Genomic DNA, 23,408 nt, shown 5'->3' on the forward strand with positions numbered 1-23,408 from the left:
GTTATATCGTTTTATTATACCATAAAAAAGCCCTAAAAATCCATCAGATACTAAGAAAAATCAAAGCCTAAACCACTTTTTCACTTGTGATTCAAACTTTGATTTTTTTATAGTATTCTATCTCATTCCCATTTGGGCGAGTTTGGTCTGATATTTATTTTGATCAACTAGAAGTCCTTGTCCACCATAGATATCATAAGCGTCTACCCAGTCACCAAGTTCTGGGACGGTGAGTCTTTCAATGCCATTTTGAGCACCTTCTAGGACAGATAAGCCATTGGTCAACAAGAAGCTATATGGTAGATTTGTTGATGTCATGCCAAAGACTTTTCCAAGTGCCTCTGACCCCGTAAAGAGCTTGGTTGGATCTTTGATTTGCTCAAGAACAGCTGACATGACTTGTTGCTGACGTTTGGTACGGCCATAGTCTCCCTCATCATCATCACGGAAGCGAGCATAGTTCAGCAAGGTGGAGCCATTCATTTGCTGTTTTCCAACTTTGATAGTTTGAGTTGGGGACTCTGTCTCTGTTGCATGAAGGTCATCTCCGACTGTGGCTTCTGTCAGAGGTTGACCATTCAATGTTGAGAATTGAGCATCAATCGTTACTCCGTCAGGGAAGAGGGTATCAATAGCTGTTGCAAAGGCCTGGAAGTCAACTAGGGCATAGTACTTAATATCCAAATCAAAGTTGTCTTTTAGAACCTTGCGGACCTTTTCAGCACCTTTTTGTCCTTCTTGTTCCCCAAGTTCATAGGCAACATTTAGTTTGTTATCCGTCTGTTTCTGGCCATTTACAATCTTACTATACCCGTCGATATAAACTAAGTTGTCACGCATAAAGCTGACTAGCTTGATCTTCTTATCCGATCCGCTGACATTCAGTACCATGATTGTGTCAGTACGGGTTTCTGCACTATTTTGACCGATACGGCCATCTGTCCCCATGACTAAAATATTCACACCATCTTTGGTATCCTGACCGTTAAAGACCTCTACTTGAGCTGCCTTGGCGTCAGCTGGCTTATTTGTTGGATTGGCTGCTGACTGGAACCCTCGAAGAAACATAAAAATCATCCCTACAAGCACACAGGTAATCAACAGCAAGAACCAAGTCAGTATTCGTTTGAAGCGAATTCTTCTCTTTTTCTTTTTGACTTTAGGTTGAGGAGCTACCTTTTCACGTTTCTTAGACCGGCTTCTACTGCCATAAGTCGGAAGATCAATATCTCTACCCCAAGTTTCTTCTTTTTCTTCTTGGTGGAAATGGTGAACTTCAGACTTGGGACCTGCCATTTTCTGTTGCAGATAATCAAACTCCCTCCGTTCACGGTCGTTGAGGTAATGAATATTTTTGAAGAGATAGTCATAACGTAACTGCTCGTGATGACTTAAAGGATTTTCTTTGCTCATTGACTCTCCTTTTCTAAATCAGTTATGGTAAAAATCGGGTAGGTCCCCAGAATCTTATGCTGGATTCCAATAGCTTCTAGTTCTTGTCTTGCAAAATGAACCAGTTCTTTGTCACTATAGTCTACATCGATAATGAAAAAGTATTCTCCCAAGGCTGTTTTAAGGGGGCGACTTTCAATCTTTGTTAAGTCAATCCCTCTCCAAGCAAAGGTCGAAAGTGCCTTGTAAAGAGCACCAGGTAGGTTGTCTGGTAAGGTCAAGGCCAAACTCATTTTTTCAGCTTGTGAGTTCAAAGGAATCTTCGGTATCTCTGCCCCTAACACCCAAAAACGTGTGAAATTGGCTTCCATTTCCTGAATATCCTCTGCAATCAATTCCAAGCCATATTCTTCAGCTGAACTTTTAGGAGCAATAGCTGCATAAGGCTGATCTGGATGTTCTGAAATAAAGCGAGCTGCATAGGCGGTACTGGCGGTTACCTCGATTTGAGCCTCTGGATAGTGTTCATCGATGAATTTTTTTCCCTGAGCCAAAGCCTGAGGATGGGAAAAAATCTTCTCAATCTTAGTATGACCAGGAACTGCCATCAACTGCTGGTGAATGGGTTGAACGATTTCTGCCACTGCTTGGATGCGAGCCTGGTGAAAAAGGTAATCCAAACTTTCATGGACACTACCTTCAATGGAGTTTTCAACTGGTACCACAGAATAGTCCACCAAGCCCTGTTCATAGGCCTTGATAACATCTGTGATATTGGCAAAGGCATGCAATTCCTCTTTGGGAAAGGCTGTCTGCACAACATGATGCGAAAAAGATCCCTTGGGACCTAGATAGGCAATTTTCATCTCAGTTCCTCTATAATTTCCTCTGGGCTTAACTTGGTCACATCTAGAATCCGACTGGCTACTTCCTCATACCAAGCTTGTCTTTCATGGAAAATAGCTACCAGTTCTTCCTTGCTTTTGTTAAGAAAAAGTGGACGCTGATTGTCCTTATCAGCTGCGATACGTTGGTAGAGGGTTTCAAAATCTGCTTTTAGGTAGATGTTATCAGGATTGGTTTTGAGCAAGTCACGATTTCTCTGAGAAATGACAACTCCTCCGCCAGTTGACACAACTCGGTCCGTTTTTAGTAAGTCAGCTAGGACTTCTGACTCTACTTGACGAAAGGCCACTTCTCCTTTTTCAGCGAAGAAATCCGCAATGGACATGCCCAAATGTTCCTCGATTAAGGCATCCATATCGATATAGTCTGGGTCCAAGCCTCTAGCGATTGTCGACTTGCCTGCCCCCATAAATCCAAGTAATACCTTAGCCATGAGTCATGCTCTCCAAATCATCAAAGAAGCTAGGATAGCTAGTGTTGATGGCTTCAGCACGGTCAAGTTCCACTTCTCCATCCGCAACCAAGAGGGCTGCAATGGCTGTCATCATTCCAATTCGATGGTCACCAAAGGTATTGACTCTAGCGCCATGAAGGGCTGATTTCCCTTTGATAATCATCCCATCTGCTGTGGGGGTGATGTCCGCTCCCATGCTATTTAAGGCATCAGCCACCACCTGAATGCGGTCAGTTTCCTTGACCTTGAGTTCCTCAGCATCCTTAATGACTGTTACACCTTGCGCTTGTGTCGCTAAAAGGGCAATAATAGGTAATTCATCAATCAAGCGTGGAATCAAAGCTCCACCAATCTCTGTTCCTTTCAGGTCTGAAGATTCGACAGTCAGGGTTGCTGATTTAGCGACTGGATCGATTTCAGTTATTTCTAATTTTCCTCCCATGGCGCGAATGACATCAATAATACCTGTACGCGTTTCATTGATGCCCACATTCTGCAGCACCACACGAGAGTTTGGAACAATCAAACCTGCGACTAGCCAAAAGGCTGCACTAGAGATATCTCCTGGGACAACTACCTTTTGTCCGATCAGTTTTTGCGGCCCTTGAACTATGATTTTCTTGCCATCCACACTTAAATGGCCACCAAATTGCTGTAGCATATCTTCGGTGTGGTTACGAGTACATTCTTTCTCGATAATCACGGACTCCCCCTGAGCCTGCAAGGCTGCAAATATCAAGGCAGACTTAACTTGAGCAGAAGCGATTGGCAACTCATAGTGAATCGGTTTTAAATTTTTCGTCCCTTTTAGGCGAAGAGGGGGCAGATCTCGCTCAGTTTGCCCTGAGATGCTAACGCCCATTTTTTTCAATGGAATCGTCACACGATCCATAGGACGTTTAGAAAGACTATCATCTCCAAACATCTCTACTTCGAAGTCTGCACCAGCAAGTACACCTGAGATCAGGCGAATCGAAGTGCCAGAATTACCCATATCCAAGGCATTTTGCGGAGCTTTTAAGCCATCCATTCCAACACCTTGAATGGTAACAACCCCATATTTGTCCTCAATTTCAACACCAAGGTCACGAAAAACCTGCATGGTTGAAAGTACATCCTCTCCACGCAAAATATCATAAACCTTAGTCTCGCCCTCAGCCAAACTTCCAAAAATAATCGTACGGTGGCTGATAGACTTGTCACCTGGAACCCGGATACTGCCATGTAAGTGGCGAATGTTTGTTTTTAGTTTCATAGTTGACCTCATACTTGCAATACTTTTTCTTATTTTATCACAAAAAAGCCAGAAATTCCTGAAATTTCTGGCTTTTATACAGATAAAATACTATTTCAATAATTCTGAAACAGGTTCAAAGACAATTTTTTCAATGTCCGAAAGATAAATGGACAATTGTTGCTGTTTGGCAAAGAAATCTGACAAAAGAGCGTTCTCTTGGATTTGTTTGCTGAAAGACTGCATCTTTTCTTGGAAAGAGGCGTCTGGCATTTGTCCCGTTTGCGCCATGACTTGGATTTCTTGCTGGAAAGCGAGGTAGTCTGCAAAAATCTTGCTAGCTTGTTCATCAGCTTGGATAGCATCTTTGGCTGCCTTGACCGCCTTGTATTCTGGTAATTCGCGTAACCCGCGGCTAAGTTCATTTGCACTATCGTAAATATTTGACATGATTTTCTCCTTATTTGATGACGACTGTGTAGTCCGTATTTTCTGTAATTAAGCGCTCAGCTCGTTCTAAATCTTGAGCATTTTTAAATGAAATTTGGAGAATCCCGTGAACATCCTCACGGTTTTCCTCGTTGATGTGAATATTAACCAAAGAAGTCCCACGAAGTAATTCCAAAATTCGCAAGATGACATCTTCTTCATCGGGAACATCGACATAGAGGTCGTAAGAGCTATCCACACCACCACGCTTATGTATTTCCATGGCCTGACGTTGCGCACGCGCTTGGTTGAAAAAGTTCCAGATTTGCTCTTCATCTCCCCTGCTGATGGCCTGACCAATCGCTTCCAAGCGTTCCTTGAAATCCGCAATTCGCTCTAGAATAGTCTCACGGTTAGACAAGAGAATAGAAGTCCACATACCTGGCTCGCTTTCCGCAATGCGAGTCATATCTCGAAATCCACCCGCCGCAAAGCGTCTTGCCATCTCATGTTCTTGAGCATAAACTGCCGTCTGCTCCATAAGGCTGGAAGCCAGAATATGAGGAAAATGGCTAATCTGAGAAGTCACCCGATCATGCTCCTTGGCATCAATCTCGATAAAACGAGCATGAAGGCCTGAAAGCAGATCCTTCATTTCCTCAAGTGTGTCAGGACTTGTCAGGCTCGAAGGTGTGAAGATATAGTAGGCATTTTCAAAGAGATTAACATCCGCAGAGGCAGCCCCTGTCTTGTGGCTACCGGCCATGGGATGGGCCCCGACAAAGCGAACAGGATTGCCAGCTAAATGTTCCTCCGCCGCATCCACGATGGCTGACTTGGTCGAGCCTGCATCCGAGATAATGACGCCTTCTTTCAAGTCTAAATCTGCCAACTCCTTAATAAAAGCAATGGTCTGCTTGATTGGCAAGGTCAGGATGATGACATCTGCTAGGGGAGCGAAACTGGCAAAATCATCCGTCGCACGGTCAATCATCCCCCGCTCCAAGGCAATGTCTCTCGAAGCCTGACTGCGATTATAACCCAAAATTTCATAATCAGGATGATCACGCTTGATACCGAGTGCCATCGAAGCACCAATCAAACCGAGACCTGCGATATAGATGGTTTTTGCCATAAGGACTCCTTAATAGTTCTTTGTATAGTCTCGGTGCTTGGCAACTGCCTCTTTTAATTCCTCTAGATTGTCAGATGAGAATTTTTCAAGGATTTCTTGTGCCAGAACCGTTGCCACAACGGCTTCCATGACCACACCTGCTGCTGGAAGGGCGGTCGGATCACTTCTCTCCACGGTTGCCTTGTAAGGTTCGTGGGTTTCGATATCCACACTCATGAGTGGTTTATAGAGAGTGGGAATGGGTTTCATAACACCACGAACAACAATGGGTTGCCCATTGGTCATGCCACCTTCGAAACCACCTAGATTATTGGTACGGCGAGTATAACCGTCTTCTTTAGACCAGAGAATTTCATCCATAACCTGGCTGCCTTTTCGGTAACCAGCTTCAAATCCAAGACCAAATTCCACCCCTTTAAAGGCATTGATAGAGACAACTGCTTGGGCCAATCGCGCATCTAATTTTCTGTCCCATTGGACATAGGAGCCAAGGGCAACTGGAACGCCTCCGACGACTGTCTCTACAACCCCACCGATGGTATCACCGTCACGTTTGATTTGGTCAATATAGTCCTTGATTTCTTGTTCCCGTTCTTGATTGACAATAGAAACTTCAGACTGGGCAGCTCGTTCCTTAATCTCAGCGACTGTCAGATTTTCAGGTACATCGATTTCCTTGCCACCAAAAACCACGACATGGTTGGCAATCTCCATATTTAGCTCAGCCAAAAGTCGTTTGGCTACTGCCCCAACAGCCACTCGCATGGTGGTTTCACGGGCAGATGACCTCTCCAAGGAATTTCGCAAATCATCAAAACGGTACTTAATGCCCCCAACTAAATCGGCATGACCTGGGCGAGGATGGGTAATTTTTCTCTTGCTTTTAAGGCGGTCTTCAATGTCCTCAGCAGACATGATATCCAGCCATTTTTGGTGGTCCTTATTGATGACATCCATGGTAATAGGTGCCCCTGTCGTCTTCCCGTGACGAACGCCCGAAGTAAAGACAACCTGGTCACTCTCAATCTTCATACGGCCACCACGACCGTAGCCACCCTGACGGCGTTTAAGGTCTCCATTAATATCCTCTGCTGTCAAAGGAAGTCCAGCTGGAATTCCTTCAATAATAGCCGTCAAACGGGGGCCGTGTGATTCTCCTGCAGTTAAATATCTCATACGTTCTCCTTATTTTACCAAGTAGTCTTTCATCTCTTCCAGAGAAACTGGGTGAATGGTCGCTGAACCAAGCTCTGGAACTAAGACCAATTTCAAGGTGTTTCCACGCGCTTTTTTATCATGAGTCAAAGCTTGATAAAGTTTGTCAACATCCCAGTTTTCATAATCAACAGGCAAGCCAAATTTCTGGCACATCTCTGTAATGGACTGGGTTATTCCTTCTGGCATGAGGCCTTTCCCCTCAGCAACCTTGGAAATCTGAACCATGCCCATAGCCACAGCTTCTCCATGCATGACCTTGCCATAACCGGCAGTTGCTTCAATAGCATGACCAATAGTGTGCCCAAAATTGAGGTAAAGACGAACACCGTTATCCAACTCATCTTCGACCACCATCTTGCGCTTAACCTGACAAGAATGTTCAATCAAAGTCTCTGCATGTTCCAAAATGCTCTCTACAGAACCATCTAGCTCCATCAAGAGAGCCCATAGTTCTGGATCCTCAATCAAGCCGTACTTGATAACCTCGCCCATCCCCTCAATCAGCTCTCTTTTTCCAAGCGTTTCTAGGACAAGCGGGTCAATCAGAACCCCATCTGGTTGGGCAAAAGTTCCCACCATATTTTTAGCAAAAGGAGTATTGACACCCGTCTTTCCACCAATAGACGAATCAACCTGGGCTGTCAAACTAGTCGGAATCTGAACAAAGTGAATGCCCCGCATATAGGTAGAGGCTACAAAACCAGCTAGGTCCCCAACGACACCACCACCAAGAGCCACGATCCCATCGCTACGAGTCAACCCCTGCTTGACTAGAAATTCATAGACTTTCTGAACAGTTGTTAAATTTTTTCGTTCTTCGCCTTCTAAAAAGTCAAAAACAGCTACCTGAAAACCAGCATCTTCTAGGCTGAGTTTAATCTTCTCTGCATAGAGAGAAGCTACATGGTTATCGGTTACAATGACCACTTTTTGAGGTTGCCAGAGTTCTCGCAACCATTGACCAGCCTGAGCCAGACAACCTTTTTCAATCTGAATATCATAAGGATGATGCGGAATATCGATTCTGATTTTCATAGGAGGGTCTCCTTTTCACTATTTATATTTTTCTGTTAAGGACTGCCAAATTTCTTCTGTCGGCATTTCTTTACCTGTCCACAGTTGAAAAGCTTCAGCAGCCTGATAGAGCAACATTCCTAGACCATTGACAGCTGGATTGCCCTGCCTCCTAGCCCATTTCAAAAATGGCGTTTCAAAGGGTTGGTAAATGATATCTGCGACCAAGAGAGCCTCTGGCAAATTGATACTTTCTGGAACTGGCGACGACTGGCCATCCATCCCAACACTGGTCGCGTTGACGAGCAGGTCCGACTCGGCAATCCTTGATTGCAGTTGAGAAAGATCTTCTAAAGCATACAAGTCCACTTTAAAGCCCGTTTGGTCCTGCAACTTGTCTAGATAAGGTCTTGTTTTTTCCATAGAAGCTAAACGAACAAAGACTGAAATCTGACTGGCCCCGTCCAAAATGGCTTGTGCCAAGATTGATTTGGCCGCACCACCTGCGCCCAGAATGGTCATTTTCTTATCCGAGATTGTAAAAGAAGGCAAGCTCTTAAAGAATCCCTTGCCATCTGTATTATATCCAATTAACGTTCCGTCTTGATTAACAACTGTGTTGACCGCCCCAATCAAACGAGCTTCATCACTCAACTCATCCAGATAAGGAATAACCTGCTCCTTGTAAGGCATAGACAGGTTGATGCCAAACATCTGGTAACGTCGAATATTGGCGACTGTTTCTGCCAAGTCACCCGCTTCAATCTCCCAAGCTACATAGGCACCATTAATAGCTGTCGCCTCAAAGGCCCTATTGTGGATAAAGGGTGAAATAGAGTGTTTGATGGGATTGGCAACAACTGCAGCTAAACGTGTATAGCCATCAAGCTTCATCCAAAATCTCCCTGATTTTCTTCATGTTTGATAGCGAAATCTGACCTGGGGCACTCGCTTCATCCAGACTAGCAAATGACCAACTTGAACCCGTCACATCTGAAGTAATACGGGATACCTTGCCCATTTTCCCCATGGAAATGGTCACGTACTCTTGCTCAGGGTTGAGTGTCTTAAATCCTCGAGTGTAGTTCATCAGGTCTAAAACATCCTGCTCCGTATGGGCCATAACTGATACCTTGACCACTTTCGGAGAGAGACTGGTCAACTCAGACAAAATCTCCATCATGTTTTCAGGTGTTTCCTGGAAATTATGATAGCTCAAAACAAGATTTGGAAAATCCAACATTTCCTCAAAAACGTCCTTGTAGCTGAAATACTCGAAATCTACATAATCCGGCTGATAGAGTTGAGTAACTTCCTTGATGATTTGAACATACTCTTCTGAGGAAAGTTCGATTTCTCCTCCCTCAGCGCGAGTCCGAAGGGTAAAGACAAGTTCGCGTCCTGCAAATTTTTCAAAGATAGCGGGTGCTACCTGTAAAATAGCGTCCTTTGTAAGAAAGTCCGCACGCCACTCAATGATATCGGCATCTTCATACCTAGTGGCATCCAGTTCTTGCGCTTCTTCTAAACTTCTTGGCATTACTGAAACGATTAATTTCATCTACTAACCTTCATACTAATCACCTTGAGGTAATTACTGCTTTCATCTTTTTTATTATAGGCAAAGTCTGCTGGAAGACCGTATTGGTTCAAGACCTGATACCTTCTTCCTGCAAAACCTTTATCAATTTGTTCTGTAAATTTCTGGCGGGAAACATTGGCAGCATTGGTACTGGCAATGATAATGCCTCCCGGATTTAAAATCTCTAGACTCTGGGAAATCAACTTGTGATAGTCCTTAGCTACAGAGAATGTTTGTTTTTTATTGCGGGCAAAGCTCGGCGGATCAAGAACAATCACATCATAGGTCAAGCCTTTTCTCTTGGCGTACTTGAAGTACTCAAAGACATCCATAACGATAAAACGATGATTGTCCGTGCTGAGTCCATTTGCATGAAAATGGGCTTCTGACAGCTCTCTAGACCGTTTGGCCAAGTCGACAGAAGTCGTCTCACTGGCACCTCCCATAGCTGCAGCAACAGAAAAGGCCGCCGTATAGGAAAACATATTGAGCAAGGATTTGCCCATGGCTAGACCGTCAACCAGACTCCCACGAACCTCATGCTGGTCTAGGAAAATCCCTGTCATCAAGCCATCATTCATAAAGACTTGATAGAGCACGCCATTCTCAAGAACAGTAAAGTAATCTGGCGCTTCCTCACCATAAACAGAGGCAGACTCGTAGTCTAGACCTTTAAAACGAATCTTCTCATAAGCTCCCAAGACCTCAGGGAAAACTTCCTTAAAAGCCTTTACGATCAGCTCACGAATCTGGTAAACAAAGGAGTTGTACCAAGAAAAAACAGCATAATCTCCATAGAGATCAACAGTCAGACCACCAAAACCATCCCCCTCTTGGTTAAAAAGGCGGAAGGCAGTGGTCAAGTCATCTTGATAATAAAGCTTTCTAGCTTCCTTGGCCTTACGAAACAGGATTTCAAAAAAGGCTTGATTGAAACGCACCTTTTCCTTGCTGATGAACCAGCCGATTCCCTTGTTCTGCTGAGAAAGATAGGCGCTCCCTAAAAACTTTCCGTCTTGACTAAGAACTTCTACTGCCTGATCCGTCAGTTCAATATCTGTTAAATCACTTGCTTCCAAAAGAACTAGACCCTTAGCTAGCTTTTTTTCAACACGTCTGCTGACCCTAATTCTATTCATAGCTACTATTATAGCAAATTTTATGATAATTCTCAAAAAAGAAACCGCTTATCCATTTTTACTTTAGTTTACTAAGTGCCATTTTTGTAAAAATAAGTTTACTCAATTTATTTTTTCTCCTAAACATTATTTCTCTAGCAATGGGAAGGAAATAGTGTCTTTAAAAATAGACAATTCTAAAAATAAGTATAGAATCTTGCGCAAACGTTTGCCTAGTTCTAAACTTTATGGTAGAATAAAACACAACATTGACAAGTAAGAGGAAACATCATGCAAAATCAAACACTTATGCAATACTTTGAATGGTATCTGCCTCACGACGGCCAACACTGGGCTCGACTGACAAATGACGCAGAGCACCTAGCAAACCTTGGTGTCAGCCATGTCTGGATGCCACCTGCCTTCAAGGCAACCAACGAAAAAGATGTCGGCTATGGTGTTTACGATCTTTTTGACCTAGGCGAATTTCACCAAAAAGGAACTGTCCGTACCAAGTATGGGTTTAAAGAAGACTATCTTCAAGCCATTCAAGCCCTAAAAGCACAGGGAATTCAACCTATGGCCGATGTGGTGCTCAATCACAAGGCTGCTGCCGATCATATGGAAGCCTTTCAGGTTATTGAAGTGGACCCTGAGGATCGTACCGTTCAACTAAGCGAGCCCTTTACTATCAATGGCTGGACCCACTTCACCTTCGATGGTCGCCAAGATACCTACAATGACTTCCACTGGCACTGGTACCACTTCACAGGTACAGACTACGATGCCAAGCGCCGTAAGTCTGGCATTTATCTGATCCAGGGGGACAACAAAGGCTGGGCAAATGAGGAATTGGTCGATAACGAAAACGGTAACTACGACTACCTCATGTATGCTGACCTGGACTTTAAACACCCTGAAGTCATCCAAAACATCTATGACTGGGCTGACTGGTTCATGGAAACGACTGGTGTTGCTGGTTTCCGCTTGGATGCCGTTAAGCACATCGACTCCTTCTTTATGGGTAATTTCATCCGTGATATGAAGGAAAAATACGGTGACGATTTCTATGTTTTTGGTGAATTTTGGAACCCAGAAAAGGAAGCTAATCTAGACTACCTTGAAAAAACTGAAGAACGCTTTGACCTTGTCGATGTTCGCCTCCACCAAAATCTCTTTGAAGCTAGCCATGTTGGAGCAAGTTACGATCTTCGTAACATTTTCACAGATAGCTTGGTTGAACTCAAGCCTGACAAAGCAGTCACTTTCGTTGACAACCATGATACTCAACGAGGGCAAGCCCTTGAGTCTACTGTTGAAGAATGGTTCAAGCCAGCAGCCTATGCGCTCATCCTTCTTCGTGACCAAGGTCTTCCATGTGTATTTTACGGAGACTATTACGGCATTTCAGGGCAGTATGCCCAAGAAGATTTCAAAGAAGTTCTTGACCGTCTCCTAGCCATCCGAAAAGACTTGGCCTATGGAGAGCAAACAGACTACTTTGACGATGCCAACTGTATTGGATGGGTTCGTTCAGGTGCTGAAAACCAATCACCGCTTGCAGTCCTTATCTCAAACGACCAAGAAAACAGCAAATCTATGTTTGTCGGGCAAGAATGGGCTGACCAAACCTTTATTGACCTCCTTGAAAATCATCCAGCACAAGTGACAATCAATGCTGAAGGTTATGGAGAATTTCCAGTAGCAGCGGGTTCAGTCAGTGTCTGGGCAGCAAAATAAACCTATCAGGTACAAGTCAAATCCAACCGGATTTGGCTTTTTTGTATGCACAAAAAGACCTACCCAAATGGATAGATCTTTATTGTCTTATAATTTACCTGCTACTGCATCCAAGAGTTCTTGGATTTTCGCTTGGTTGCTTCCTCCTGCCATGGCCATGTCTGGTTTACCACCACCACGTCCATCGACGATTGGAGCCAATTCTTTGATCAGGTTTCCTGCATGCACATCTTTTGTCTTGCTTGCTACAAGAACGTTCACCTTGTCACCGATAGCTGCGACAAGAACAAGCACATCAGAGTAGTCTTTTTGTTTCCAGTTATCCGCAAAGGTACGAAGGGCACCTGCATCTGATACAGAAACTTGGCTTGCAATGTAACGGTGACCATTTGCTTCATTCACATCCTTGAAGACATCACCTGCGGCTACAGCTGCAGCTTTTTCCTTCAATTCTGCATTGTCTTTTTGCAATTGACGAAGTTGTTCTTGAAGTCCTTCTACCTTGTGAGGTACTTCCTTGAGTTGAGGTGCTTTCAAAGTAGCTGCTACTGCTTTCAGAGCGTCTTCTTGTTCACGGTAGGCTTCAAAGGCTTCTTTACCAGTCACTGCCAAGATACGACGAGTTCCTGAACCAATCCCTTCTTCTTTGACAATCTTGAAGAGGCCAATTTCAGAAGTGTTGCCAACGTGGGTACCACCACAGAGTTCCAAAGAGTAGTCACCGATAGTCACAACACGGACTTCCTTGCCATACTTCTCACCAAAGAGGGCCATAGCTCCCATTTCCTTAGCTGTGTCAATATCTGTCTCAACTGTCTTAACTGCAATTGCTTCCCAAATTTTCTCATTGACTTGTTGCTCAATGGCGCGCAACTCTTCAGGAGTTACGGCTTGGAAATGCGTGAAGTCAAAGCGGAGGAATTCTACTTCATTAAGAGATCCTGCTTGAGTCGCATGGTGACCAAGGATATTGTGAAGAGCCGCATGGAGCAAGTGAGTCGCTGTGTGGTTCTTCATGACACGATGACGACGATTGGTATCAATTGCCAAAGTGTAGTCTTGGTTCAAAGCAAGCGGTGCAAGAACTTCAACCGTATGTAGTGGCTGGCCATTTGGTGCTTTTTGAACATCTGTCACAGTAGCAACAAGATTTCCTGCAGCGTCCAAGATTTGACCGTGGTCAGCTACTTGTCCACCCATTTCCGCGTAGAATGGTGTTTCCGCAAAGATCAGAGAGGCAGTTCCTTCAGATACAGATTCTACTTCTGCATTATCCGCTACGATAGCTACCAACTTAGAAGGCAATTGGCTAGCATTGTAGTTGAAGACACTTTCCACTGTAATGTTTTGGAGGGTTTCATTTTGCATTCCCATTGAGCCACCCTTAACAGCAGATGCACGCGCTCGTTCTTGCTGCTCTTTCATGGCTGCTTCAAAACCTTCACGGTCGACAGTCATACCAGCTTCTTCAGCAATTTCTTCAGTCAATTCTACTGGGAATCCGTATGTATCGTAGAGTTTGAAGACATCTTGTCCAGCAATCACTGATTGACCTTTGGCTTTCAGGTCTGCTACGATAGTTTCTGCAAAGTGTTGACCTGAGTGAAGGGTACGAGCAAATGATTCTTCTTCGCTCTTCACGATTTTTTCGATAAAGTCACATTTTTCAAGCACTTCTGGATAGTAGCTTTCCATGATTTTTCCAACAGTTGGAACGAGTTTGTAAAGGAAAGGCTCATTGATACCCAATTTTTGACCATGCATAGAAGCACGACGGAGCAAACGACGAAGGACATAACCACGACCTTCATTTCCTGGAAGAGCACCATCACCAATGGCAAATGAAAGAGAACGGATGTGGTCCGCAATAACTTTGAAGCTCATGTTGTCGCCATCTTGGTCGTAGATCTTACCAGACAATTTCTCAACTTCACGGATGATCGGCATGAAGAGGTCCGTTTCAAAGTTTGTCTTAGCCCCTTGGATAACTGCCACCAAACGCTCCAAACCAGCGCCCGTATCAATGTTCTTGTGTGGCAATTCCTTGTACTCGCTACGAGGAACAGCAGGATCAGCGTTAAATTGTGACAAAACGATATTCCAGATTTCGATGTAACGGTCGTTTTCGATATCTTCTGCAAGCAGACGAAGACCAATATTTTCTGGGTCAAATGCTTCTCCACGGTCAAAGAAGATTTCTGTATCAGGTCCAGAAGGTCCCGCACCGATTTCCCAGAAGTTATCCTCAATTGGAATCAAGTGGCTTGGATCCACTCCTACTTCAATCCAGCGGTTGTAAGAATCCTTATCTTCAGGATAGTAGGTCATATAAAGTTTTTCAGCTGGGAAATCAAACCATTCTGGGCTTGTCAAGAGCTCGTAAGCCCAAGTGATGGCTTCGTCACGGAAGTAATCACCGATAGAGAAGTTCCCCAACATTTCAAACATGGTATGGTGACGCGCAGTCTTCCCTACGTTTTCGATGTCGTTAGTACGGATGGCTTTTTGCGCATTGGTAATACGTGGATTTTCAGGGATAATGGTTCCGTCAAAGTATTTCTTAAGAGTTGCTACCCCAGAGTTGATCCACAAAAGAGTTGGGTCGTTTACTGGAACCAAGCTCACTGATGGTTCTACAGAGTGGCCTTTACTTGCCCAGAAATCAAGCCACATTTGGCGAACTTGAGCACTAGATAGTTGTTTCATAATATCTCCTTATTACTTGTTTAATTTGATTGGCTTTCCAGCATCTCCACATAGTCAATCGCGACACAGAGGGAAATGACCAGGTCTGCATAAGAGTCTTCATAGACGGTTACGGTGTAAGTTGAGGTCAAATGGAAAATCTCTTTCCGAATCTCGGCAATCACTTGGTCGCGGTCATCCAGCAATTTGAAATTCAAATCCCAGATATTGCCCTCGATACGAAGCCCTAGATCATCAAACTCATACTTATCTCGAAAGAAGGTCAACTTCTTACGAATGACGAAATTGGAACCGTTTCGTAACTGGATAGTAAAGCGAGGAAGCAAAGTGAAAAATTCTTTACTAATCTCACTGACTTGCTCACCATAGGCGTCATAGATGGTAAAGGTCTTAGGAATTTGGAAAAAAGAGCCCTCCACCTGATAGTTCACTACTCCTCTGTCATCCTTGATATCAAAACGTTCGCCTCCAAGACGAAATTTTTGTTTCACGAGAAATGTCTTCATAAACACCTCCAAAAATCAAAAGACAAGTTCACATCACGAAGGGCGAAAAACCGCGGTACCACCTTCATTCAATGAACTTGTCATTCTCTTGTTCTTATGCAATTGTCTGATTGAGTAGCATGATTTCCTAGCTTAGATGGCTCGCAGCACCGCCATTTCTCTGGACTAAGATGATTGAAAATCAATTCTCAACTTTCTTATTATATCGTTTTTTTAATCTTGCGTCAACTGGGAAAGCAAGCACTTGCAATCACATTATATGTATCATCAGCAAATTGATTTATTGATAAAGTATATTATTGACGAAGTAAGTCAAGCATTTCATTATTGAGTGTTTGATAACAAGAGAAATAGCTATCATCAATCTCAAATGTATCTTGTAAAATAAAGCGCAAGGTATCTATTGTCTGTTGCAATTTCTTTGAATTGACTAGTTTACTATCAATCTCTGACAAGCCATGTGCAACCTTATTTCTCTCATTGTTTAAAGAAATGATAACTCTAAGTGACCTAATTAATTCAGGACTATATTTGTAATACTCTAAAATTTTAGTGTATATAATTAAGTTTAGAGTTGTTGTGGGAGAAAACTCTTCTTTTTTTTCCTCATTTTCATTTTGTGATTTTTTATAATCACTATCTAAATAACAGATAACTTTTTTAAAATCTTGATGTTCTTTGTTTAGCTTAGGTAACTTATTTTTATATATTATTAGATTTGGATGATTCCTTTTTATTCTATCTTCTAATATAAATTCAACTAATGATTTTGACTTAATCAAAACATCTGCTACTTGACCTCGTTTGTTTAAAATCTCAATCATCAAAAAATAATTAAGGGCTTTTTTCTCAACCTCTGAAAGTGGATATTTCTGAATTTCTGAAAGAACTTCTTGTTTTTTAAAAACATTTACTAAATCGGTTAGAATGATTCTTAAACGAGCTAACTGCTTATTTGAAAGCAGCCCCTTCGAATCTCTCCGGATAACAATCTTTTCAACAGCTAAATAATCATATGACTCTATCAAACTTCTTAAATGACGTTTAACTAAAGAATGATTGAACTTCTCCGCTATATCCATGATACATCTGTTTTCATAATTATCCTGATTATCTTCATTATTTTTAAACAGATTATCTTCCTCTTCCTTAGAGAGTATTTTTTGGGGATTGTTAGATGAATTACTAGGAGTGGTAACTTGAATTGCCTGCGTATTATAGTCATCAATTCGGTTTATAGCGAATAGAGCTGATTTTATCTGAGGAGTGCCGGAAGATAGATTTAAAATTAATTCCTCTCCTAATTTAGAATACTCTTTTATAATTTTTCCTATGACCTCATACATTTTATCATACAAATAAACCTCATCATTCCTTAATATTTGCTCATGAATTTTCACATCAGGTTTATAGTCTTTAAATGAAAGAAGGGCTCTCTCAATAAGAGTTTTTTTAACTAACATTTCCTCACTGTAGAGTAAGACGATTCTTTCTGGTTTATATTTTCGAGCTATGTGCATTAAGGCTGAGTCTCTGTTCTTACTGATAGGATCCGTATTACCTACTGCTGAAATTAAAATTGTCATTTGTAATCTCCTTAATCATAAAGTTCGCCTTGCCCATTTCATAGAAGGATTCATTATTCATTATCAGTTTACGAGTTGCTTGTGTTGTTTTAACACTTTTCATTGGTGCTTTTGTTAATTTCAAGACTCCCTTTTCAACCATCCTAGTGGTTCTGCTATTCTCATAACGTTCTTGTAAAATTCCATTTGCTTGTTTAAAAATTGTTTTTGTCCAAGCTCCACTACCAGCACCCAAGTAGATAGGATATTGAATATTTGGCTGAATTTTATTTTCAGGAAAATCTGATAAGAAAAAGTTTTTATATTCTTTGTAAAAGGCTTGCGCTCTCTTTCCTAATTCCTCTATTAGGATTCCAGCTTCCTTAGTAGTTGTAGTAATGGTGAAATTGATTTTAGTTGAGGGCGCGATTGCTTCCCTATATAAAGGGAGAGGCTTGGCAAGAGGGGGCTTGGCTTTATGATCCCATTTTTGAACTAAAATAAGACTTTTATTACTAAATGGTTTGCTATCACTAACACGAATAGCATTAAACAAGTCATCATAGTCCTGCCCTTTTTTTGCTCCCCAAGGAATCAAAGATTTGTTTTCCTTTTTACATTGCAAAACATTTTTATTATTCCAGTCGGGATTGGTATTCATCAAAATAGTCCGAATAGCTCCCTTTAATGAACTTCCAGGAATATAGGGATTACCAAAAGGATCTCTTATAAACTTTGATACTTGATTTAATGCGCCTCCTCTTAAATAGTTATTATTTGTTTCTAACTTAGTTTCTATAATTCTATAGCCACCAAAATTACGGTCAGAAATGCGGTTATCCTCTAAAAAGGAAATCAAGCGATTATTTCTAGCGTTTGGCTTTGTCTCTTGTAAAAAACGCTCAAATTTATGATCGTATCCTTTCTCCACCATTCGATTATAAAACTTACCCATATCAGGGAAATAAAAGTACCCATTTTCATAGATAAATTCTCGAGAAGTATATTTTTCACCATTCCCAATATGGATAGGAGCCATGGCTAGGAGGGTAAATTGAAAGGTTCTATATTCTGTTTTCATCTTTCTTCCTCCATCTTGAAAAATAGTGGTTTAGCATAGTTTAATACTTCATGTGGGAAATCAAGAGGTCTTACATCTACAATATGTCCTGTAAAGGTTTCAGAGAAAGTAGATCCAGAAGCAAACTTATATAAATCCTGCTTACGGTAATTTTCATTAGTTTCTGTACTAAAAGCAAAACCACTTGATTTACTTATTAAATAGGAACCAGTTTCCATAGCATATTCAAGTTCCTTTTCGACTGGTAGAGAAGTCGTCAATGTCATGACAGGTTCTTGATGGGTCTTGGTGAGACGATTTTTTAAGCTATCTGGTAAATCTAAAATAGTCAAATCAAATTGTCCATAACCACTAGAACGTTTCCCACCAATTCCTGTATACTGCAAGCTTGTCATGAGTTCATTCAAGAGGTCAGATTCGTTTGCAATCACGTAAAGAGAAGAATCATCTCTAAATCTAACGGTAGACACTTGAAAAAGATTCCCATCTACATGAGGTTGGTTTTTAGTGATAATGTTTGTTACTGCATGTTCTTCGTCTTCAAAAAGCGTTCCTTTTACATAAGAATCAAATTTATCCAAGGGTATAAACTGAAGTTTCTTCGCCATTTTCGCTTGACGTCTTACTTCTTTGACATCCGTTGTTAAGTCAGGCTGATCAAACTTTGGAAATCCTATCGGCTTAGGTAATAATGGACCTGACTGATAAGGAAAGGCATCAGTCAAAACAAAATGATCTTGACCCGCTATTGACACGAATTCCTCCATTTTCCCCATTTTTTTTGCCTCAATAGCCAAGGCAGAAAATAATCGGTCAGCTGCAAAAGTCATTTTAGAACTATCCAGAGTACCTGCTCCAAAGTGAGCAGACTGAAAGTTCATAATATACATCTTATAGGTCATACTAGACCTCCGTAGTTAAAAGTTCATTCAATCTACTAACATCATAGTTTCCGAAAACTGTATTTGCTTTAAGATCCTCAAAAACAACTTTACCATATCCACGAGAACCTGAACCACCTAAATAATCAAGTTCCAACAGTTTTAATCCATCAAGAATCACTTTGAAGTCTTCTTCTACTTGAGCTTGACTCTTGTCTGTCACCTCATAGATCAGCTCAAATCCAAAGATACTGTCTCGGATAGCACGTTCAATTTGCCTTGGATTTGCTTCAGCAGTGATACGATCAATAGTATTTTCAAACTTAACTTCAGTATAACCTTTGACAGCTCGTGAATCTAAATCCTTTTTGTTAGTTAGAAAGGCATCTCTAAAGATGAGTCTTCCTACTTTATAGTTTTTGTCTGAACTATTCCCAAAGAGACGACTAATAATTTCCCCATCTTCTCCTGGTTTTTCTGCTAATTTAGTATTATATACTCTTGCCAAAAGGGTACGCATTTTCCCTTTGATACTAGATCCTGGAATAATGGGTAAGTTTGTAATTGGATCTTTAATCACAGGTGAGTCCGTAGCACCAATCGCCGCAAAAGCATTGCTTGTCCCAATATGAAGTCCTGTCTCTAGACGGATTTGTGCTGTTACTTTAATTTTTGCAAATGCCATTAATCTTTTCCTCCATAAAATTTAAAATAAGCTACTAGCGCTTCCATATAGCGACAAAAACGTTGGAGACTTTCCCTACTATTAATTTCTTTTAAAATTGGTAAAATCTCACCTTTTTGAACTAAGTCCAGTACCGCCTCTTCACGGCCTGATTGATAGACGAATTGGACCCTCAAATAGGCAATCTTATCCTTTAATTCTTCGTACTCACGGACCTTACTTTCATCAAAGAGGGTACTCGTTAAACTCAATAAGTTTCGTAGTTTACTCATGGATAGAACATCTGAATTTTTATTTTTAAAATTACGCTTATCAGTTACTAAATTTTTAATGGTTTTTTCTGCCTTATCTACGTAATTATCATCTGTTAAAATTGCCATCTATGAATCCTTTCTAATCTCATAAATATATAGAAGTAAAGCTATCTCTGCTTCCTTACGTTCATTATCGCTACCTGTATACCAAGAAAAGAATAAATCTTTAAACTCTTTAAACTCTTCTTTTTTATCCTTAGAAGTTTGATCTTCTAAGCGCGTCAAATAATAGGCTAATCGAGCAATATTCATACGATCGTAGTTGCGAAGGAGCTCAATAAGTCTATATACAAAACTCTTTCCTCGCTCATCTTGAATATTAAAGTAGTAACGAATGCTCTTCAGTTTCCCATTATAGACATTGTCAATAAATTGGTCGAACTTCAATGTATAATTTCTTTCAGAATCAACATTGCCAAAAGATTGGTCCAACTTCAAGGTATTACCTGCTTTAAAAAGGGAAATACTATCCTTGTCGTTATCCTTTGCTGCTCCTTCTAGCTTACCAGTTTCTTCAGCCATGAGGCTAACTGGAGTTTTATCTGGAAAGAGGCCGATTCCTGCTGATAGGGTTAATTTGCCATTTGTCCACTTGATAAAGTTTTGTCGGAGACAAATAGTAAACTCAATAATATCCTGCCAAGAACCGATAGCAAATACATCATCTCCACCGGCATAAATGATCGATAGTTTTTTCTCCTTCGCAAACTGGTTGATATAGACCTTAAAGAAGAGACTCATACTTCTAGAGAAGGTTGCCGAGCGTGCCAGAGTATTATATTTGCCACCATCTTGATAGGAGAATCCAGCCATAAAGGCTGCTCCAAGATCATCCACATCTAGTCGAACAACTGCTAATCGCTTAATCCCTTGTCCAGTTTCACTATCCTGAGATAATTTGGCGTACTCGTAAATCTCATCATACTTGTAATCTCCGACAAAGACATGGGTTGCTTTTAGGATATCTGTACTATAGCTATTCTTTACATAAATACGGTCCCACTCTTCATTGGCAAGGTCGGCTTTTGAAATACCACTAATATAGGCTCCCGGACCTATCGGCAGGCCTTTTTCTTTTGTCACAATATAGTAGTTTTCTTGTATTTCCTTGGCAAAGCGATACATCCCTGCACAGATATGGCAGACCTCTTGATCTTTATACTTGGTAAGCTTTTCGACTGAGTGACAAATTGCACATTCTTTCTGGGAGCTTTTTCCTCCTTGGTTGAGTTCAAGCAGAGTTTTGGCATCGTAACGAGAAATTTTCTTTTGGGAAATCATACGACTGGTTGTTTGGTAGACTTTACGATAGTCGACCAGTGTCGTTGTCATATCATTGGCAGAAAATGGACTCCAACCAAATGCTACGTATAGACCTGTCTGGAAATGCTTGACCAAAAACTCATTGAATTCTGCTTCAAAGTGAGCCAAGCTCTCTCTAGTTTTTTCGGTGTTTGGAAGGATAAAGTAGGCGTGCCCTCCACCAACGTAGAGAAGATTAGCCCTCGTAAGCTCTAACTTCTCCAGTAAGTTGTCAGCGATATGTTCCCCCATAAAATCTAGATACAAGGAACGTGCTTTTAGTTGCTTGGCTGCTCCAGCCGTTGCGATATTGTAGATAAAGTCTTGAATCCCTGACAAGTCAAAACTTGCTAATAAAAAGGCCTTCTCGCTATAAAAAGCTTCTAAATCTTGCCCCAGTACCTTCTCATAGTCACGGCAATTCTTGTCTGCTAAATAGTCCTCTATAGCTAGGGCAAAGCCAGCTGTCAGACGACTGTAGGTTGCTAGAGAAATATCCGATAATTCCTTGGTTCTTGTCGAAACAGGCACATAGGAAAGAGTAGACTCAAGGAGATTCAAAAGGGTATCTATCTCAGATTGGCTAAAGTCCAATCTCTCAAACTCTTTTTCTAAGGTCTCTACTATCAAGTCATAATCTGACTGGTCAGAAGGCTCACTCGATTCCTTAGCATAGTTTGGTTCCCCGTCAAGCTCTAATGGACGCACATCAAGATAACGCTTACTAGGGCTATCTGAAAATACATTGAAGATATCCGATTGTTTGCTTAGGAAATCTTCTTTACCTCCATGAGTGTCTGCTGCTCCTTTTAGACCTGAAGCAATCTTTGCAGCAGCTGACGTGATATAGACCAAACTATCAGGAGCTAAGTCCTTCGGCAAATCACTAGAAGTCGCCTTGGCTATCTGCTGGGCTATCTTTTCATTATCCGAAAAGCGTCTAAACCATTCGGACCCAATGGTACCCAGGTCTTTCTCATCACACCTGGAACCTTGAATCACCTTGCCGATAGCGTGCAAAAGCGATCCATAAACTAAATCAATCTTTTCTTTCTTCAAGTTCTAAACCTCCCATCCCTAAGCTAGTTTTCATACCGAGACCTGAGTACTCCCCAAATTTTAGAAGCATATTAGCATAAGCTTTCAAGGTATTTGGACCTGTAATCTTAAAGGTCAATTTCCCCCTGAAACCAGGTATTTTTTTGCCATGGACTTTAAAATAGCTGGATTCCAATCGATAGCTGGTAACCCTACTATGCTTGACCAAGTAGTCCAGGGTTTCCTCTTCAATGTCCTGACGATTCTCGACCAGACGTGCATACTTCATCATCAAACTCTGAAAGATGAGACGCATGGTCGGAAAGAGCACGTACTCTCCCTGAGAGCGAAATCCTGTTGGAGTTTGAAAATGTATAGTGTAGAGTGACCGATCTTGGTTTTCATTAAAAAACTCAAAGAGTTGCTCCGAACTGAGATCTTGCATGGACAGAGACTCTACCATGAGAGTTGGTAAATCATGAAGTTCTACTTTCTTGAGCTCCAATAGAACTGGCAAAATCTGCTTGACAGCCTCATCCGTCAGGAGATGAAGGGACCATAGGGTCTTGTCCTTTTGATGGATGATTTTTAGTGAGTAGGGGTTGGTCTCCTGCTCATGTAGCCAAGTCACATAGTCTGGTTCCAAGTTTTCCATAAGAAAACCTTGGAATTTTGTAGATAGGTCGCTCGGTGATTGGTCAATCCGCTTAAATAATAGTTCGATGCGTTTCATATGCCTCCTTTATTGATACAATTGCGCTTTTGGTTTCTCATGAGCGCTTTTTCTTTTACTTTTGGAATTCTTTTCCCTTATGAAACTGTCCCCTCGCGAGGTAGATAGGTAGCTATACGAAATTTTCTTTAATATTTCTGGCGATTTTCAATCGTTTCCGGCCCCTCTCGAGGTAGATAGGTATCTATACAAAATGGAAATTAACGAAAAAATAAGTGCGGTTTATGTTTCCGGCCCCTCGCGAGGTTGATAGGTGGCCATACACGTTGGCTTAAACATACCGACGGTAAATGGTATTAGCTTCCGGCCCCTCTCGAGGTAGATAGGGAGCTATACTGGCTTGGTATAAAAAAATGAAAAAGATTTATTCATTTC

The 23,408-nt window shown here is 41.6% G+C and carries 21 protein-coding genes; 1 reads left to right on the forward strand and 20 read right to left on the reverse strand.

The features are described 5' to 3' along the window. Positions 1-117 precede the first annotated feature (117 nt). From O3622_RS05390 to O3622_RS05440, 11 genes are all read right to left on the reverse strand, one after another. Positions 118-1,413, reverse strand: a complete 1,296-nt coding sequence (locus tag O3622_RS05390; RefSeq protein ID WP_000032319.1) for an LCP family protein — start codon at positions 1,411-1,413, stop codon at positions 118-120. After that, on the reverse strand, positions 1,410-2,258 hold the full coding sequence (pheA, locus tag O3622_RS05395) for a prephenate dehydratase (RefSeq protein WP_000686426.1): 849 nt from the start codon (positions 2,256-2,258) through the stop codon (positions 1,410-1,412). The genes O3622_RS05390 and pheA overlap by 4 nt, the downstream gene beginning before the upstream one ends. Then, positions 2,255-2,731, reverse strand: coding sequence for a shikimate kinase (locus tag O3622_RS05400; RefSeq protein ID WP_001151353.1), 477 nt, complete (start codon positions 2,729-2,731; stop codon positions 2,255-2,257). Before O3622_RS05400 ends, pheA begins: the two co-directional genes overlap by 4 nt. Beyond that, positions 2,724-4,007, reverse strand: a complete 1,284-nt coding sequence (gene aroA, locus O3622_RS05405) for a 3-phosphoshikimate 1-carboxyvinyltransferase (RefSeq protein ID WP_371607156.1) — start codon at positions 4,005-4,007, stop codon at positions 2,724-2,726. Before aroA ends, O3622_RS05400 begins: the two co-directional genes overlap by 8 nt. A 90-nt stretch (positions 4,008-4,097) precedes the next feature. Beyond that, the gene (locus O3622_RS05410; protein ID WP_000065973.1) at positions 4,098-4,436 is read right to left on the reverse strand and encodes a YlbF/YmcA family competence regulator; all 339 of its coding nucleotides are present in this window, start codon (positions 4,434-4,436) and stop codon (positions 4,098-4,100) included. Between the two features lie 10 nt (positions 4,437-4,446). Continuing rightward, positions 4,447-5,550 (reverse strand): prephenate dehydrogenase, encoded by a 1,104-nt coding sequence (locus O3622_RS05415; protein ID WP_371607157.1) that lies wholly within the window; start codon positions 5,548-5,550, stop codon positions 4,447-4,449. Positions 5,551-5,559: 9 nt separating this feature from the next. Next, positions 5,560-6,726: a chorismate synthase gene (aroC, locus tag O3622_RS05420; RefSeq protein ID WP_371607158.1), complete on the reverse strand. Its 1,167-nt coding sequence runs from the start codon at positions 6,724-6,726 to the stop codon at positions 5,560-5,562. Between the two features lie 9 nt (positions 6,727-6,735). After that, entirely contained in the window at positions 6,736-7,803 is a 1,068-nt protein-coding gene (aroB, locus tag O3622_RS05425; protein ID WP_049478777.1) for a 3-dehydroquinate synthase, read from the reverse strand. An 18-nt stretch (positions 7,804-7,821) separates the two neighbouring features. Then, entirely contained in the window at positions 7,822-8,676 is an 855-nt protein-coding gene (locus O3622_RS05430; RefSeq protein WP_371607159.1) for a shikimate dehydrogenase, read from the reverse strand. Then, positions 8,666-9,343, reverse strand: a complete 678-nt coding sequence (gene aroD, locus O3622_RS05435) for a type I 3-dehydroquinate dehydratase (RefSeq protein ID WP_000767778.1) — start codon at positions 9,341-9,343, stop codon at positions 8,666-8,668. Before aroD ends, O3622_RS05430 begins: the two co-directional genes overlap by 11 nt. Continuing rightward, positions 9,340-10,503 carry a class I SAM-dependent rRNA methyltransferase gene (locus tag O3622_RS05440; protein ID WP_371607160.1) on the reverse strand — a complete coding sequence of 388 codons (1,164 nt, stop codon included), beginning with the start codon at positions 10,501-10,503 and terminating at the stop codon, positions 9,340-9,342. Before O3622_RS05440 ends, aroD begins: the two co-directional genes overlap by 4 nt. A 270-nt stretch (positions 10,504-10,773) precedes the next feature. Here O3622_RS05440 and O3622_RS05445 point away from each other — a divergent pair, with 270 nt between their 5' ends. After that, positions 10,774-12,222 (forward strand): alpha-amylase, encoded by a 1,449-nt coding sequence (locus O3622_RS05445; protein ID WP_371607161.1) that lies wholly within the window; start codon positions 10,774-10,776, stop codon positions 12,220-12,222. 87 nt (positions 12,223-12,309) lie between these two features. Here O3622_RS05445 and alaS read toward each other — a convergent pair whose 3' ends face one another. The 9 genes from alaS to cas6 form a co-directional block, all read right to left on the reverse strand. Beyond that, a complete protein-coding gene (gene alaS / locus O3622_RS05450) occupies positions 12,310-14,928 on the reverse strand; it encodes an alanine--tRNA ligase (RefSeq protein WP_371607162.1) in 2,619 nt (872 codons plus the stop codon). Positions 14,929-14,948: 20 nt separating this feature from the next. Further along, positions 14,949-15,434 carry an LURP-one-related/scramblase family protein gene (locus tag O3622_RS05455; protein ID WP_000847083.1) on the reverse strand — a complete coding sequence of 162 codons (486 nt, stop codon included), beginning with the start codon at positions 15,432-15,434 and terminating at the stop codon, positions 14,949-14,951. A gap of 296 nt (positions 15,435-15,730) precedes the next feature. Then, complete coding sequence (gene csm6 / locus O3622_RS05460; RefSeq protein ID WP_061427669.1) at positions 15,731-17,020, reverse strand: type III-A CRISPR-associated CARF protein Csm6; 1,290 nt, start codon at positions 17,018-17,020, stop codon at positions 15,731-15,733. After that, the gene (gene csm5 / locus O3622_RS05465) at positions 16,992-18,080 is read right to left on the reverse strand and encodes a type III-A CRISPR-associated RAMP protein Csm5 (protein ID WP_000846387.1); all 1,089 of its coding nucleotides are present in this window, start codon (positions 18,078-18,080) and stop codon (positions 16,992-16,994) included. Before csm5 ends, csm6 begins: the two co-directional genes overlap by 29 nt. After that, positions 18,077-18,982, reverse strand: a complete 906-nt coding sequence (gene csm4 / locus O3622_RS05470; RefSeq protein WP_084857705.1) for a type III-A CRISPR-associated RAMP protein Csm4 — start codon at positions 18,980-18,982, stop codon at positions 18,077-18,079. Before csm4 ends, csm5 begins: the two co-directional genes overlap by 4 nt. A gap of 1 nt (position 18,983) precedes the next feature. Further along, positions 18,984-19,646 carry a type III-A CRISPR-associated RAMP protein Csm3 gene (gene csm3 / locus O3622_RS05475; RefSeq protein WP_070842546.1) on the reverse strand — a complete coding sequence of 221 codons (663 nt, stop codon included), beginning with the start codon at positions 19,644-19,646 and terminating at the stop codon, positions 18,984-18,986. Beyond that, positions 19,646-20,026, reverse strand: a complete 381-nt coding sequence (csm2, locus tag O3622_RS05480; protein ID WP_000996502.1) for a type III-A CRISPR-associated protein Csm2 — start codon at positions 20,024-20,026, stop codon at positions 19,646-19,648. Before csm2 ends, csm3 begins: the two co-directional genes overlap by 1 nt. Further along, positions 20,027-22,321, reverse strand: coding sequence for a type III-A CRISPR-associated protein Cas10/Csm1 (gene cas10, locus O3622_RS05485; RefSeq protein ID WP_084857707.1), 2,295 nt, complete (start codon positions 22,319-22,321; stop codon positions 20,027-20,029). Then, on the reverse strand, positions 22,302-23,033 hold the full coding sequence (cas6, locus tag O3622_RS05490) for a CRISPR-associated endoribonuclease Cas6 (RefSeq protein WP_000821018.1): 732 nt from the start codon (positions 23,031-23,033) through the stop codon (positions 22,302-22,304). Before cas6 ends, cas10 begins: the two co-directional genes overlap by 20 nt. Positions 23,034-23,408 lie beyond the last annotated feature (375 nt).

It is taken from the genome of Streptococcus sp. 27098_8_51 (assembly GCF_041432205.1).
In the GTDB taxonomy this organism is placed as follows: domain Bacteria; phylum Bacillota; class Bacilli; order Lactobacillales; family Streptococcaceae; genus Streptococcus.